18 protein-coding genes and 1 pseudogene are annotated in these 15,085 nt (G+C 39.6%); 15 read left to right on the forward strand and 4 right to left on the reverse strand.

Annotated elements, in window-relative coordinates; translation table 11 throughout:
• Nucleotides 1–74 precede the first annotated feature (74 nt).
• The 11 genes from O1449_RS00640 (at nucleotide 75) to O1449_RS00690 (ending at nucleotide 8,855) form a co-directional block, all read left to right on the forward strand.
• Nucleotides 75–914: a metal ABC transporter substrate-binding protein gene (locus O1449_RS00640; protein WP_269238867.1), complete on the forward strand. Its 840-nt coding sequence runs from the start codon at nucleotides 75–77 to the stop codon at nucleotides 912–914.
• 170 nt (nucleotides 915–1,084) lie between these two features.
• Nucleotides 1,085–1,483 (forward strand): ATP synthase subunit I, encoded by a 399-nt coding sequence (locus O1449_RS00645; RefSeq protein ID WP_269229104.1) that lies wholly within the window; start codon nucleotides 1,085–1,087, stop codon nucleotides 1,481–1,483.
• Nucleotides 1,484–1,582: 99 nt separating this feature from the next.
• Nucleotides 1,583–2,458 (forward strand): F0F1 ATP synthase subunit A, encoded by an 876-nt coding sequence (gene atpB, locus O1449_RS00650; RefSeq protein WP_269238868.1) that lies wholly within the window; start codon nucleotides 1,583–1,585, stop codon nucleotides 2,456–2,458.
• An 82-nt stretch (nucleotides 2,459–2,540) separates the two neighbouring features.
• A complete protein-coding gene (atpE, locus tag O1449_RS00655; protein WP_000424060.1) occupies nucleotides 2,541–2,786 on the forward strand; it encodes a F0F1 ATP synthase subunit C in 246 nt (81 codons plus the stop codon).
• Nucleotides 2,787–2,825: 39 nt separating this feature from the next.
• Entirely contained in the window at nucleotides 2,826–3,296 is a 471-nt protein-coding gene (locus tag O1449_RS00660) for a F0F1 ATP synthase subunit B (RefSeq protein WP_269238871.1), read from the forward strand.
• A 12-nt stretch (nucleotides 3,297–3,308) separates the two neighbouring features.
• On the forward strand, nucleotides 3,309–3,845 hold the full coding sequence (locus O1449_RS00665) for a F0F1 ATP synthase subunit delta (RefSeq protein WP_004665206.1): 537 nt from the start codon (nucleotides 3,309–3,311) through the stop codon (nucleotides 3,843–3,845).
• 42 nt (nucleotides 3,846–3,887) lie between these two features.
• Entirely contained in the window at nucleotides 3,888–5,432 is a 1,545-nt protein-coding gene (atpA, locus tag O1449_RS00670; protein ID WP_004665204.1) for a F0F1 ATP synthase subunit alpha, read from the forward strand.
• 77 nt (nucleotides 5,433–5,509) lie between these two features.
• Nucleotides 5,510–6,379, forward strand: coding sequence for a F0F1 ATP synthase subunit gamma (gene atpG / locus O1449_RS00675; protein ID WP_004665202.1), 870 nt, complete (start codon nucleotides 5,510–5,512; stop codon nucleotides 6,377–6,379).
• A 30-nt stretch (nucleotides 6,380–6,409) separates the two neighbouring features.
• Nucleotides 6,410–7,804, forward strand: coding sequence for a F0F1 ATP synthase subunit beta (gene atpD, locus O1449_RS00680; RefSeq protein ID WP_004665200.1), 1,395 nt, complete (start codon nucleotides 6,410–6,412; stop codon nucleotides 7,802–7,804).
• 17 nt (nucleotides 7,805–7,821) lie between these two features.
• The gene (locus O1449_RS00685; RefSeq protein ID WP_004665198.1) at nucleotides 7,822–8,241 is read left to right on the forward strand and encodes a F0F1 ATP synthase subunit epsilon; all 420 of its coding nucleotides are present in this window, start codon (nucleotides 7,822–7,824) and stop codon (nucleotides 8,239–8,241) included.
• Nucleotides 8,242–8,375: 134 nt separating this feature from the next.
• Nucleotides 8,376–8,855 carry a DUF2846 domain-containing protein gene (locus tag O1449_RS00690; protein ID WP_005218844.1) on the forward strand — a complete coding sequence of 160 codons (480 nt, stop codon included), beginning with the start codon at nucleotides 8,376–8,378 and terminating at the stop codon, nucleotides 8,853–8,855.
• A gap of 276 nt (nucleotides 8,856–9,131) precedes the next feature.
• Here O1449_RS00690 and O1449_RS00695 read toward each other — a convergent pair.
• Nucleotides 9,132–10,291, reverse strand: a protein-coding gene (locus O1449_RS00695) for an IS3 family transposase (protein WP_269238047.1) whose coding sequence is annotated in 2 segments (ribosomal slippage) — nucleotides 9,132–10,057 and nucleotides 10,057–10,291 — 1,161 coding nt in all. Because the reading frame shifts where the segments join, the coding sequence is not laid out codon by codon here.
• A gap of 113 nt (nucleotides 10,292–10,404) precedes the next feature.
• Here O1449_RS00695 and O1449_RS00700 point away from each other — a divergent pair.
• From O1449_RS00700 to O1449_RS00705, 3 genes and pseudogenes are all read left to right on the forward strand, one after another.
• Entirely contained in the window at nucleotides 10,405–10,731 is a 327-nt protein-coding gene (locus O1449_RS00700) for a hypothetical protein (protein ID WP_269238873.1), read from the forward strand.
• A 41-nt stretch (nucleotides 10,732–10,772) separates the two neighbouring features.
• Nucleotides 10,773–11,125 (forward strand): annotated as a pseudogene (locus tag O1449_RS16275) (hypothetical protein); the annotation flags it as partial.
• A complete protein-coding gene (locus tag O1449_RS00705) occupies nucleotides 11,117–11,281 on the forward strand; it encodes a transposase (RefSeq protein WP_442865328.1) in 165 nt (54 codons plus the stop codon). The pseudogene O1449_RS16275 and the gene O1449_RS00705, both read left to right, overlap by 9 nt.
• A 282-nt stretch (nucleotides 11,282–11,563) precedes the next feature.
• Here O1449_RS00705 and O1449_RS00710 read toward each other — a convergent pair whose 3' ends face one another.
• The 3 genes from O1449_RS00710 to O1449_RS00720 form a co-directional block, all read right to left on the reverse strand.
• Entirely contained in the window at nucleotides 11,564–12,259 is a 696-nt protein-coding gene (locus O1449_RS00710) for a phospholipase D family protein (protein ID WP_269229100.1), read from the reverse strand.
• A gap of 104 nt (nucleotides 12,260–12,363) precedes the next feature.
• The gene (locus O1449_RS00715; protein WP_269238875.1) at nucleotides 12,364–12,909 is read right to left on the reverse strand and encodes a glutathione peroxidase; all 546 of its coding nucleotides are present in this window, start codon (nucleotides 12,907–12,909) and stop codon (nucleotides 12,364–12,366) included.
• Between the two features lie 118 nt (nucleotides 12,910–13,027).
• Nucleotides 13,028–13,801, reverse strand: coding sequence for an AraC family transcriptional regulator (locus tag O1449_RS00720; RefSeq protein WP_269238876.1), 774 nt, complete (start codon nucleotides 13,799–13,801; stop codon nucleotides 13,028–13,030).
• 278 nt (nucleotides 13,802–14,079) lie between these two features.
• Between O1449_RS00720 and O1449_RS00725 the strand changes: the two genes are divergently transcribed.
• Nucleotides 14,080–15,000 carry a DMT family transporter gene (locus tag O1449_RS00725; RefSeq protein ID WP_269238877.1) on the forward strand — a complete coding sequence of 307 codons (921 nt, stop codon included), beginning with the start codon at nucleotides 14,080–14,082 and terminating at the stop codon, nucleotides 14,998–15,000.
• Nucleotides 15,001–15,085 lie beyond the last annotated feature (85 nt).

The raw sequence follows: 15,085 nt of genomic DNA on the forward strand, positions 1-15,085 counted from the left end.
TCTTAAAATAGCCATAGGCATTTTTTAACTTTTGTTATATTATAACGTGTTCTGCTGAATTGAGTACTGTTGAGATGTTACGCCTTTTTGTTTTTGTTTTCTTTTCGATGTTAAGTACATGGGGATGGACTCAAAGTTTGGTGGTCTCAACACATCCGATTTATTTAATTGCTAAAGAGATTACAGCAGGTGTGGAAGAGCCTATTCTGTTACTTGGTGATCAAAGCGGACATGATGTACAACTCACACCTGCACATCGTAAGGCAATTCAAGACGCTTCATTGGTGTTATGGTTAGGTAAAGTGCATGAAGCACCTTTAGAAAAGTTACTTAATAAAAATCCTAAAGCAATTGCACTTTTAGATTCAGGTATTTTGACGATCTTGCCACAAAGAAGTTTACGTGGTGCTGCATTAGCAAACACTGTAGATAGCCATGTGTGGTTAGAGCCAAATAATGCAGTGCGAATCGCTTTCTTTATTGCAACTTTACGTTCACAACAATATCCAGAAAATAAAGCCAAGTACATGGCAAATGCGAAAGAGTTTTCGCAACAAATGCTACAGGCTTCACAGCAATATGAAAGCTCGAATAAAGCCAAACCTTATTGGTCGTATCATGATGCTTATCAATACTTAGAGCGAGCGCTCAATTTAAAATTTGCAGGTGCTTTAACAGATGATCCGCATATTGCACCTACTGTTACCCAAATTAAATTCTTAAAAGATAATCGACCTAAAACACAAATGTGTCTATTGGCTGAAGTGTCAGCAAGTCGTAGTCAATATCAAAAGTTGAATCCAGTAGAGTTTCAAGCTGTAGATGAAAGTATGCGTGGTGAAGAGGATTTTGTTACTGCATGGAAAAAATTGGCTTCAAAAACCGATAAATGCATATTAAGTACGCAAAAATGATGAAAAAAATAAAAATGAGTTGACTCTATCGTCAGGAAATATGCTAACGAAAAAAACCGACTTAGGTCGAGAAAAGATTGCATGTTCAGGGGTGTAACTCTATAATGCCTGCGATTCGAAACGATCATCAATAAAACTTGTCAAGCAGTTATGTTGTGAGTGGATAAAAAATGAGCCAAACTAGTCGCATGATTGACCGACGATTAGCAAAAGCTTTGGTCTTCTTACAAGCGTGTATGATTCCAGTTGCAGCTTTGCTTGCGTGGATGATGAAAGACACAACTGCTGCTTTGAGTGCTGCACTTGGGGCTTTGGTCTGTTGGTTAGCACATTGTTATTTTGCTTGGCAGTCGTTTAGAACGGCAGGCGCAAGAGCATCAAAACAAGTCATGCTCAATATGTATCGAGGAATGCTCGGCAAGTTTGCAATTGTGATTGTGGGTTTTATTTTAATTTTAAGCAATGTTAAGCCACTGTCACCGGTTGCATTGTTTGGTGGATTTATACTTGTTCAGGCAATGACGTGGGTTGCACCTTTTTGGGCATCACGATTACAGAAACGAGTGTAAGACACATTTTGAGATTTTTGGAAGTGGAAACGAGATCGTTGCAGTTCGCATGATTTGTTTCGCTTCTTTTTAATGATTGACATTGACCAGGTGTGATTTATGGCTGCTGAAGAACATGCCCTGACTTCGACCGAGTATATCAAGCATCACTTGACGAATATGACCTATGGCAAAATGCCTGATGGTTCATGGAAGTTAGCTGAGACTGCTGAAGAAGCTCATTCGATGGGGTTCACTGCAATTCACTTGGATTCAATGGGTTGGTCTATCGGACTTGGTGTGATTTTCTGTTTGTTGTTCTGGACAGTTGCGAAAGCTGCAAATGTAGGCGTTCCAACTAAGTTTCAATCAGCAATTGAAATGATCATTGAGTTTGTAGACTCAAGTGTCCGTGATACTTTTCATGGCAAATCACGCTTAATTGCTCCACTTTCATTGACGATTTTCGTGTGGATTTTCCTCATGAACGCAATGGACTTGATCCCTGTTGACTTTATTCCTTATTTGGCTCAACAGATTGGTGCAGGCGTGTTTGGTATGGACCCTCACCACGTTTACTTTAAGGTTGTTCCATCTACTGACCCGAACATTACTCTTGGTATGTCGTTGTCTGTATTTGTTTTAATTTTGTTTTACAGTATCCGTGAAAAAGGGATCGGCGGTTTCGTCGGTGAATTGGCACTTAACCCATTTAACCCAAGTAACCCAGTTGCAAAAGCGTTATTGATTCCAGTGAACTTAATTTTGGAATTAGTAACTTTCCTTGCTCGACCAGTTTCGTTGGCTCTACGACTGTTTGGTAACATGTATGCGGGTGAGTTGATTTTCATCCTGATTGCATTATTGCCACTCTGGATTCAATGGGCACTTTCAGTGCCTTGGGCGATCTTCCACATTCTTGTAATCACGCTGCAAGCATTTATCTTTATGATGCTGACCATCGTTTACTTGAGCATGGCAAGCGAAAAGCATTAATGGTATTGCCTAATTATCAATCGATGGTTAGGCTTAAATTTTAGTTTAATTTGGTAATAACCTAACCTCTGAGGAATTTTTCATGGAACTCACTTTAGGTCTAGTTGCAATTGCATCTGCTATCTTGATCGCTTTTGGTGCTTTAGGTACTGCGATTGGTTTCGGTCTTTTAGGCGGCCGTTTTCTAGAAGCTGTTGCTCGTCAACCAGAATTGGCTCCACAACTTCAAACTCGTATGTTCTTAATTGCAGGTCTTCTTGATGCTGTGCCTATGATCGGTGTTGGTATTGGCTTGTTCTTCATCTTCGCTAATCCATTTGTAGGTTAATAGCTTAATTCCTAAATCCACATATTGAGGAATAGCGAAATGAATATCAACCTCACATTGATTGGCCAAGCGATTGCTTTTGGGGCATTTGTCTGCTTCTGCATGAAGTTTGTTTGGCCACCACTAATCAATGCGATTAGTGAGCGTCAGCGTAAAATTGCTGATGGCTTAAATGCTGCTGAAAAAGCAAAAGCTGACCTTGCTGATGCGCAAGCACAAGTTAAGGCAGAATTAGACGCAGCAAAAGCACAAGCGGCTCAATTGATCGAACAAGCGAACCGTCGTGCAGCACAATTGGTAGAAGAAGCGCGTACCCAAGCATCTGCTGAAGGTGAGCGTATTCGTCAACAGGCGAAAGAAACTGTTGATCAAGACATCAATGCTGCTCGCGAAGAATTACGTCAACAAGTTGCTGCTTTGGCAGTTGCTGGCGCAGAAAAAATTCTGAACCAACAAGTTGACGCAGAAGCTCATAATGCCATGCTGACTCAGCTGGCTGCTAAACTTTAAGCGAGGCGAAATATGGCTGAACTCTTGACGTTGGCACGCCCATACGCTAAGGCAGCATTTGCTTATGCATCTGAGCAAAATGCAACTGACTCTTGGTCAAATGCATTACAACTGCTCAGTGCTGCGGTGCAAGATGAAGCATTTTCCGCTTATTTAAATCGCCCTGAGTTGACTCCTGCGGAGCAGGTAAGTCTTTTTGCGAAAGTTTTAGGTGAAGATCAATCACAAGCTGTGTCGAACTTTTTGACATTACTTGCAGATAATGATCGTTTAGTTTTATTGCCTGAAATTGCAGCAGAATACGAATTACTTAAATCGCAGAACAACAACACTTTGGAAGTAGAGATTGAATCTGCTTTTCCATTAGATGCGACACAAGAGCATATTTTAGCTCATGCGCTTGAAAAACGTTTTAACAGAACTGTTCATGTGACTGTTAGCGTTAATCCAGCGTTGATCGCAGGTGTTGTGATTCATGCAGGCGACCAAGTGATAGATGACTCTGCGCTTAACAAGCTTGAAAAAATGCGGACTCGTCTTCTTGCGTAATAGCAAAAAGACTGAACTTAAAAAAGATTGAGGAATAGCGCAATGCAACAACTGAATCCATCCGAGATCAGTGCGCTCATTAAACAGCGTATCGGCGATCTGGACACCAGCGCGACCGCGAAGAATGAAGGTACCATCGTCATGGTATCTGACGGTATCGTGCGTATTCACGGTCTTGCGGATGCAATGTACGGTGAAATGATCGAATTCGACGGCGGCTTATTTGGTATGGCACTGAACCTAGAACAGGATTCAGTGGGTGCCGTTGTTTTAGGTAACTACCTAAGCCTGCAAGAAGGTCAAAAAGCTCGTTGTACAGGTCGTGTATTAGAAGTTCCGGTTGGTCCAGAACTTCTAGGCCGTGTCGTAGATGCTTTAGGTAATCCAATTGATGGTAAAGGCCCAATTGATGCGAAATTAACTGATGCTGTTGAAAAAGTAGCACCAGGTGTAATTTGGCGTCAGTCTGTCGACGAACCTGTTCAAACTGGTTATAAATCAGTTGATACCATGATCCCTGTAGGTCGTGGTCAGCGTGAGTTGATTATTGGTGACCGTCAAACTGGTAAAACAGCAATGGCGATCGATGCGATCATCGCTCAGAAAAACTCTGGCATTAAATGTGTATACGTTGCGATTGGTCAAAAACAATCAACAATTGCAAACGTGGTACGCAAGCTAGAAGAAACTGGCGCTATGGCGTATACAACTGTTGTCGCAGCTGCGGCCGCTGATCCTGCAGCAATGCAGTATTTGGCTCCGTACTCTGGTTGTACAATGGGTGAATACTTCCGTGATCGTGGTGAAGATGCGTTAATTATTTATGATGATTTGTCTAAGCAAGCTGTTGCTTACCGTCAAATTTCATTGTTATTACGTCGTCCACCAGGTCGTGAAGCGTATCCAGGTGACGTATTCTATCTTCACTCGCGTCTTCTTGAACGTGCTTCGCGCGTTTCAGCTGATTACGTTGAGAAATTCACTAACGGTGCAGTAACTGGTCAAACTGGTTCTTTAACTGCATTACCGATTATTGAAACTCAAGCGGGTGACGTATCTGCATTCGTACCAACCAACGTAATTTCGATTACTGACGGTCAGATCTTCTTAGAAACATCATTATTCAACGCAGGTATTCGTCCTGCTGTGAACGCGGGTATCTCTGTATCGCGTGTTGGTGGTTCTGCTCAAACTAAGATCATCAAAAAATTGTCTGGTGGTATCCGTACTGCTTTAGCACAATACCGTGAATTGGCTGCGTTTGCTCAGTTCGCTTCTGATCTTGATGAAGCAACTCGTAAGCAACTTGAGCATGGTCAACGTGTAACTGAGTTAATGAAGCAAAAACAATATGCTCCTTACTCAATTGCTGACCAAGCTGTTTCTGTTTATGCATCTAACGAAGGCTATATGGCTGACGTAGAAGTGAAGAAAATCGTAGACTTTGATACTGCGTTAATTTCTTACTTCCGTTCTGAATATGCTGCGTTAATGCAACAGATCGATGAAACTGGTGATTATAACAAAGACATCGAAGCAGCAATCAAATCAGGTATTGAGAGCTTCAAAGCGACTCAAACTTACTAAGTTTACCTTTAGTTAAGTTTGGTTCACGGATCAACCTTCGAAAGCTCGAAAGGGCTTTCGAATACTAGGTTAAGCGTATGGCAAATTTAAAAGAAATTCGCGCCAAAGTAGCTAGTATCAAGAGCACGCAAAAGATTACTCGCGCGATGCAAATGGTAGCTGCTTCTAAAATGCGTCGTGCGCAAGAGCGCATGGCTCAGGGCCGTCCGTATGCCGATAATATGCGCCGTGTAATTGCTCACTTAGTTCAAGCAAACCCTGAATACAAACACCGTTATATGGTTGACCGCCCAGTTAAGCGTGTTGGCTATATCGTAGTGTCTTCAGATCGTGGCTTGGCGGGTGGCTTGAACATTAACTTGTTCAAGAAAGTTGTGCAGCATGTCAAAGCACAACAACAGCAGTCAATTGAAGTTGAATTTGCTTTGATTGGTCAAAAAGCGGTTTCGTTTTTTAAGAATTACGGCGGTAAAGTGCTTGGTGCAACGACCCAACTTGGCGATGCGCCGAGTTTGGAACAGTTAACTGGCTCTGTACAAGTAATGCTTGATGCATTTGATAAAGGCGAATTAGATCGTATCTATCTCGTATCAAATGGTTTCGTCAATGCAATGACTCAACAGCCTAAAGTAGAACAACTTGTTCCTTTAGCACCAGCGCAAGCAGGCGATGATCTCAACCGTACTTATGGTTGGGACTATATCTACGAACCAGAAGCAGAAGAATTGTTAAATGGTTTGTTGGTTCGCTATATCGAGTCTATGGTTTATCAAGGTGTGATTGAAAACGTTGCATGTGAGCAATCTGCTCGTATGGTCGCGATGAAAGCAGCGACGGACAACGCAGGACAATTGATTAAAGACCTACAACTCATTTACAACAAGCTGCGTCAAGCCGCGATTACTCAGGAAATTTCCGAGATCGTTGGCGGTGCCGCTGCCGTTTAACATTATTAAGTTTGAATTGAGGAGACAGCAATGAGTAGCGGTCGTATCATTCAGATCATCGGCGCGGTTATCGACGTCGAGTTTGAGCGCAATAGCGTTCCTAAGATCTATGACGCTCTCCAAGTTGACGGTACTGAAACTACATTAGAAGTTCAGCAACAGCTTGGCGATGGTGTTGTTCGTACCATCGCAATGGGTTCTACAGAAGGTCTTAAACGTGGTCTTAATGTAACCAGTACAAATGCACCGATTTCTGTTCCAGTTGGCCCAGCTACGCTTGGTCGTATCATGGACGTTTTAGGTCGCCCTATTGATGAAGCAGGTCCTGTAGCGACTGAAGCGCGTTTGCCAATTCACCGTCAAGCGCCTTCTTATGCTGAACAAGCAGCTTCTACTGATCTTTTAGAAACAGGTATTAAAGTCATCGACTTACTTTGCCCGTTTGCGAAAGGTGGTAAAGTTGGTTTATTCGGTGGTGCGGGTGTTGGTAAAACCGTTAACATGATGGAGTTGATCAACAACATCGCGAAAGCACACTCAGGTTTATCTGTGTTTGCTGGTGTTGGTGAGCGTACTCGTGAAGGTAACGACTTCTATCACGAAATGAAAGATTCTAACGTTCTTGACAAAGTAGCAATGGTCTACGGTCAGATGAACGAGCCACCAGGTAACCGTTTACGCGTAGCGTTAACTGGTTTGACTATGGCTGAATACTTCCGTGATGAAAAAGACGAAAATGGTAAAGGTCGTGACGTATTATTATTCGTCGACAACATCTACCGTTATACACTTGCAGGTACTGAAGTATCAGCATTGTTAGGTCGTATGCCATCTGCGGTAGGTTACCAACCGACACTTGCAGAAGAAATGGGTGTTCTTCAAGAGCGTATTACGTCTACTAAGTCTGGTTCGATCACATCGATCCAAGCTGTATACGTACCTGCGGATGACTTGACTGACCCATCGCCTGCGACTACATTTGCTCACTTAGATGCAACAGTAGTATTGAGCCGTGACATCGCATCTTCTGGTATTTACCCAGCGATCGATCCACTTGACTCAACTTCACGTCAGTTAGACCCATTGGTTGTTGGTACTGAGCATTATGAAATTGCACGTTCTGTACAGAACGTATTGCAGCGTTATAAAGAGCTTAAAGACATCATCGCAATCTTGGGTATGGATGAGTTAGCAGAAGAAGATAAATTGGTTGTTTACCGTGCGCGTAAAATCCAACGTTTCTTCTCTCAACCATTCCACGTAGCTGAAGTGTTTACTGGTGCTCCTGGTAAATTAGTACCACTTAAAGAAACGATTCGTGGCTTTAAAGGTCTATTAGCTGGTGAATACGATCACATCCCAGAACAAGCGTTCTATATGGTTGGTGGTATTGACGAAGTGATTGCTAAAGCTGAGAAACTCTAATTTAAGGAGATCATCTCATGGCGACTATGCAATGTGATGTCGTAAGTGTTAAAGAGTCTATTTACTCTGGACAAGTTACGATGTTAATCGCAAAAGGTGCGGGTGGTGAGCTAGGTATTTTACCAGGGCATGCGCCACTTGTAACTTTACTCCAACCGGGACCGATCCGTGTTCAGTTGGAAAATGGTACAGAAGAAATCGTGTATGTATCAGGCGGTGTGTTAGAAGTTCAACCTCATGTTGTTACGGTGCTTGCAGATACTGCAATCCGTGCTGACAACTTAGATGAAGCTGCAATTATGGAAGCTCGTAAACAAGCTGAACAATTGTTAGCAAATCAAAAGAGTGATTTGGATTCGGCTGCTGCTCTTGCTGCGCTTGCAGAAACTGCGGCTCAGCTTGAAACCATCCGTAAAATCAAGAATCGCGCAATGTAATTGCAGATTTAAGATTGAGAAAGCCACCGAAAGGTGGCTTTTTTAATGCAAAAAATTTTGATTTACTCTTTAACTAATTAAATTTTTTATATAAATTACATGCCGCATTATATAAACATATGAGAAACATCATAATGAAAATTTTACTTCCAATGATTCTTACTTTTGCATTTGTAGGCTGTGCTTCAGTTCCACAAGCAAATCCACAATTGTCTCAACAAGCAAAAAAATTAGAAGCACCTTCAGCAGGAAATGCTGCAATTTATGTCTATCGTTCCAATAGTCCTTTTGGAGCTGCATTAAAGAAAGATGTATGGATTGATGGTGAGTGCTTAGGTGAAACTGCGCGTGGGACGTTTTTCTTTAAAGAAGTGGCAGGTGATAAGGAACATACAGTTTCTACTGAATCTGAATTTTCTCCGAATCATTTAGTACTTAAAACAGAAGTGGGTAAGAAATATTTTGTTCAGCAGTCGATTAAGCTTGGAGCTTTTGTTGGTGGAGCAAACGTAGCACAAGTTGATGATGAGACAGGTAAAAAAGCAATTAGTGAATATCAGCTAGCACAGTCTGGTAAGTGTAGTAAACAAACTATTAGCTTAGATTCAAAGTAATCATAGAGCCGCCGAAAGGTGGCTTTTTTATTGATAAATTTGAGAAAACAATAATGAAATACGAAAATTATTATTATATTGACGGTCATGTTGAAATTGAGGAGAACTTAGGTACTGCGCGATTATTAAAACCTTATCGGATGTTACCATATTGGAATGAGAAAGAGCTGTCTATTGTATATATACATGATAATGGATTGGTTGATGAAGGATGTCCTTGTTTTAATATTGCAGTATCTATTGAGCAATTGAAGAAACTTTTTAAGAAATCTGATCCTAGACAGTATCGTGGACAACCGATCCCTCTAAATTCTTGAAATATTTCTGTTCAAAGGCTTCTGGACTTAACCAGCCATTTGCAGAATGCCTTCTGATTCGATTGTAGTAAACTTCAATATACTCAAACAAGATAGCATTTGCCTCTTTTCTCGTAGAAAATACACTGCCATGTACTACATGCCCCTTCAGGGTATGGAAGAAGCTTTCGGTCACTGCATTGTCCCAACAGTTTCCTCGTCTAGACATGCTTTGAATACAGTTATTCGTCAATAATAGCGCCCTAAAATCACGACTACAGTACTGACTACCTTGATCCGAATGCACCATGACACCCGTTGGATAACCCTGACGAGCCATTGCATAATTAAACGCATCACACACCAATTGGCGGTCTATTCGATGGCTGGTTTGCCAACCCACAATACGACGGCTGAATAGATCTAGCATCACACATAAATACAGCCAGCCTTCTTTAGTTCGGATATAGGTAATATCCGTTGTCCAAACTTTATTAGGCTGAGTAACTGTAAATTGGCGATCCAACAAATTTGATGCTGTAGACAAACGATGGTTTGAATCAGTCGTATGCTTGTATTTACGTGCAATCCTACTACGTAAACCAAGCTTTTTTAGCATCCTTCCAACGGTACGTTCGCTCATGCGATAACCTAAATCACGCATGTCATGTACCAATGACGGTGCACCCAAGCGCGCATGATGCTGCCAATATACAACTTTTAAATCATTGTATTTCTGCGCTGTATTGGTCTGGCGTTTTCGCCAGGCATAATAGCCTGAAGTGCTGACATCTAGGCATTTACAGACAGAAGACACAGTGACTTCATTTATATCCATATCTTGAATTACCGTGTACTTTTCTTGGCATGATCTGTCAGAAAGTACACATGCGCTTTTTTTAAGATGTCATTGGCTTCCTTGAGCTGTTTGACTTCTTTTTCTAATTCCAAGATCCGCTGTTGTTCAGGAGAAAGTTGACGTTTGCTTGAACCTACTGGATTGGCTTCACGAATCCATTTATCTAAGGTTGAATAACCCACACCTAATTTATGGGCGATTGCAGCTATAGGCTCGTGGGAGTTTGAAAGTGCATGATCAATTGCTTGCTGTTTAAATTCCGGACTAAAACGTTTAGCCATTTCTTGGATCTCCAAAGATTGAAGTTACGTTATCTTTAGAGGGACATGCTGTCCATTATTTTGGCTAGGATCAATCAAAGAATCAGGTTGTAATAAAGCAAACAGGTGAATATTTGGGAGAGGTTCAATTAGTTCATGGCTATTCGGCAGTTAGTACAGGAGAGAGTTATGATCGTTCTATCGATATGTATAAGATAAGAGTTAAACGTAAAAATACAGAAGAAACGTGGTTTTTTATTGAGGGCACAACAAGATTAGTAGAAGAAAAAGATACTCGTGATAAAGACCTTCAACTCAAAAAAAAGCAAATTCAAGAGTTTGGTCACTTAAAGTTTTTTATTTGGTTCTATGTGCGAGATACTCGAATTAAGGATATATTTAAGGACAAAGATTGTCGAAAGATTTATGAGGATTGGGTTACTAGTTTAAATCCAGAATAGAAACTCATCAATCTGATAGAAGAAATAGGTTTGGGAAGCGTATGTTAGCAAGTAATGTCTTAAAGTTGCGTTTAGATCGCATTGAGCAACAAGGGCATCATTTATCAGTTAGAAATCAACTGAAGCTTGTTACATTCGCTCAGCCAGAATTAACAGCAGGCTTTTATTCCCACTGCTTCAGCTGACTTTACCCAAAACATGGCATTTTCAGCATCATACAACTGATGAGATTGTATGTTCATTACGCTTGATCGAGCTAATTATTCGTACTTTTATTCCTAAATATAAGCAACATGCTCATCGTTTTGCATGGTTTGAACGGTGTCTAGCATTTCGTTTGCAGTATGCAAATCAACCGTATAAAAGAGCGGATACTCAGGCGTTATTGGAACAACAAGGGCATCAGATACTTTGGCTTCCTGCATACAGTCCTGATTTAAATCCTATAGAAAAGATGTGGGCATGGGTTAAACGCAAGCGTAAAGAGTGGTTGGTTGATTCAATTGATCAATTATTTCGGTTATTTTTCAACAAATGTATGAATAATTAAACAGTTTTACTATAGCTATTTTCTGGTGGAGTCTGATCGCAAGTTGTAAATAAAAACGATGCTGCCAAAAATGTTATGGATGAGAGAGTGGCTTTGATAGATAAGTTTTCCATCATGGCAAAAAGATACTAGCCTATGAGAAGCGAGCACTATAATGATAAAAATGAAGAAAAAATGATTGTTGCAATTCACCAACATTTTAATGAAAGAACGTCATGGAAAGACTTATTTGAAGGTTAAGCCCAAATATTTTGTGTTGTATTTGGACTTAGATCATTTGCTTTAGATGTTCATATCAGCAAGCCAAAGGAAATATCCACCATAACTATTGAATTTGAATTCGCCACCAATAGTTTTTCCTTGCTCAGTAAGCTGGTGTTTACCTTTATCATTTAAGATCAAAAAGCCTTTATGTACGAATTGCTCTAAAAGCTCATTCGTTTTGATTTTATGTTTTGCGGCTAATTTTGATGTCGTTAGCTTACTGAGATCTTCTTGTTCATTATTTTCTTGAACAATTTCAACTTCTTTAACTTCATCTAATGAAATACGAACTTCATCACTTATACGGATAATCCGTTGAGCTTCTTCATAAGCATCTTTAAATACGGATTCATCCTGATCTTTTGTAATTAGGATACCCATTTCATTGTTATTTACTTGGCTAAATTCATAAAGATTTAAACTTGAAATAATACAGGTCGACTCATTGATATAACATTTTGCATGTAAATTCTTACAGAAGCTAACTCTAATATACTCGAGTTTTTGCATCCATTTGATTTCATCTGGATGTAAATCACTTTTACCATAAATAATACGAATATCTATTTTTAAGCGATTTTTATCCTCTAAAAGTTCTTTAATACGATCATTAAGCTTTAGGAATGGGCTGATTAAAATTAATCTTTCTTTAGCATTCTTAATTAATTCTTCTAGATAAAAATTAGTTGCGCTTGTATTCAGAAACCTTGACATAGAACTCCAGTTTTATTTTAAATATCATGAATTAAACTAAAATTATAATAGTTATTTAAAAGAAAAGAATAGATAAACTATTCTTTTCTATAAACTTATAAAAATTATTTGGCTAGTTCAGCTTCAATCGCAGTCACGATACGTTCATCATCTGCGGTGATATCAGGGGCAAAGCGTGCCACAATTTCACCATTCTTATTGACTAAGAATTTTTCAAAATTCCACAAGACTTCAGGTGGATTGTTTGGTGTTAAGCCATAATCAACGAGGTCTTTCCACCAAGGCCCTTCACCAAGACGTTCTGGGATCGTTTGTGTGAGTGTTTGATATAAAGGATGTTTGTCTTCACCTGCAACAGAGATTTTTGCAAATAAAGGGAAATGTACATCATAGTTGAGTGAACAAAATTGTTCGATTTCATCATTTGTGCCTGGCTCCTGCTCTAAGAAATTATTCGCAGGGAAGCCTAAAATCTCCAAGCCTTGATCTTTTTTCGCTTGGTAAAGTTTTTCTAAACCTTCGTACTGTGGTGTTAAACCACATTTTGAGGCAACGTTAACAATCAGTAAAACCTTACCTTGGTATTGATCAAGATCAACCTCTTGACCTTTAATATCTTTCACTGGAATGTGATAAACCGATTGGCTCATTGGTTACGTCCTAATTTGTTGTTGTGAAAATACTTGTTTGTTTTAACTGCTAATTTAGTGGAGTGCAATGCTCTTGAGATGAATCCATACAAATTATGCGTAAAAGTAGGCATGACCTTTATATTGAGGCATTTTTAAGTTGGATTGGGGTTTGTCCCGTATAGCGTTTGAAGAATTCAATAAAACTAGAGCTATGATGATAACCTAAAACGTATGCCAGTTGTTTAATGGTCATCCCTTGACGAATTTGATTGATCGCAAAGATGATTTTGGCTCGATTCCGCCATTCAGATAATGAAAGTTGTAATTCTTGTTGGCTTAATCGCAATACGTGACGCTCGCTTACAGCAACGTTATACAACACTTGTTGTAGGCTCAAATTGAATAAATCAGGATCTGCAAGTTGCTCTAAGATTGGCGCGAGGATGGGATGGGCACTTTGAGGTAAATAATGAGAGTGTGCTGGTGCTTGTTTTAATTGATCAAATAAGACTTGCAATAGGTGTTCAAGATACGCAGGTGATGAGTTCTTTTTTTGTTGCGCTAAGATTTGAACGACCAAAGCACGAAAAAATGGCTCAATACTGAAGCAGCGGCACGTATCCCCTAAAAAATCTCCGTATCTAGGATGTAGGCGAATACAAATATAATGAATTTCATGTGCAACGGGGAGCGATTGGTGTTCAGTGCGTGGAGGTAACCAAAGTCCATAAATGGGTGGTGATAGATAATATTTTCCTTCAATATCAAATTCTAAAGTGCCATTTAAACTAAAATTAAAATCACCCCAAAGTGAAGAATGAGGGCTGACAATATCATCTTTTTGGTAGAGAAACTCATGTACTTCTATGCCATTTAAAAGAGGGAATTGCTCAATATCATCAGGTTTCATTTAGGGATCTCATTGAGTTTTCAAAACTGATTTGAGGAGTATTCAAGCCTTTTACTAAAGTGAAAAGATGGATACAGACGAAGGTAATAAAGCTGATTACAGCATAAATTAAGATATTTTTATTGAAATGATCAAGCGTATAAGTCTCAATTTGTAAATTTGGATCTGCGTTTAGAGTTGATGTCGACATAGCGGTATAAATGTCTGAAATACGATATTTCAATTATTTTAGACATCTTTCAGAATATTCCTAATCTAGAAATATTGTGAGATGGCTGATGACTCAGTTAAGTAGATACCAAAAATGGGCATTTGTACTGCCATTGATAGCAGTCTTAATTTGGTCGTTAAATATTGCAGTGACTCGTTATGTTGCGGACTATATTTCACCCGTCAGTATTAGTTTTTATCGCTGGTTTGTTGCCTTTCTCATTTTGACACCATTTATGTTGCCTAAAGTATGGAAACAGCGAGCTTTGATTCGCCCATATATTCCTAAATTAGCAGTTCTGAGCGCTTTTGGAATGGTGTTGTATCAAGGGCTTTCTTATACAGCAGCACATTATACCACTGCAACAAATATGGGTATTGTAAATGCCTTTGTTCCAGTTTTTACCATTTTTATCTCTTATATTATTTTAAAAGATAAACCAAATCGATTTGCAATCTTTGGCAGTTTCTTATCATTTTGCGGCCTACTTTATGTGATGAGCCAAGGGCATTTCTCTCGCTTATTTGATCAAGGAGGCCATTGGGGAGATGCTGTCATGGTCTTGGCTGTAGGCTTTTATGCATTTTATGGCGTCTTTCTAAAAAAATGGCAAGTACAATTGCCATTGATGACCAGTCTCTATACCCAAATCGCCTTTGCATTGCTATACCATCTTCCATTTCTACTTTGGTTGGGCTTAGATGCAATTAATGTAAATAATGCAGCAAGTGTATTGTATGCAGGCGTGTTTCCATCGCTGATTGCACCTTTATTATGGATGGTTGCTGTTCAATCCATTGGTCCAAACCGTACTAGTATTTTTATGAATTTGATGCCTGTATTTACTGCAATTATTGCAAGTGTATGGCTATCTGAGCATTGGACGATCTACCATACCTTAGGCGGTGTGACGATTTTGGTCGGTATCATTTTAGCGCAAAAGAAAACGGAGAAAGCACCTGTAGAATGGATTGAAAGCTCCACTTAAATATGAAATGATGGTATAAAATTGTTTGAAATAGCGACAAACACATCAAAATTTTTATTTAATGAAGATTCTTTCTATATGATTT

Origin of the sequence: Acinetobacter sp. TR3, from assembly GCF_027105055.1 — a bacterium.
Taxonomy (GTDB): domain Bacteria; phylum Pseudomonadota; class Gammaproteobacteria; order Pseudomonadales; family Moraxellaceae; genus Acinetobacter.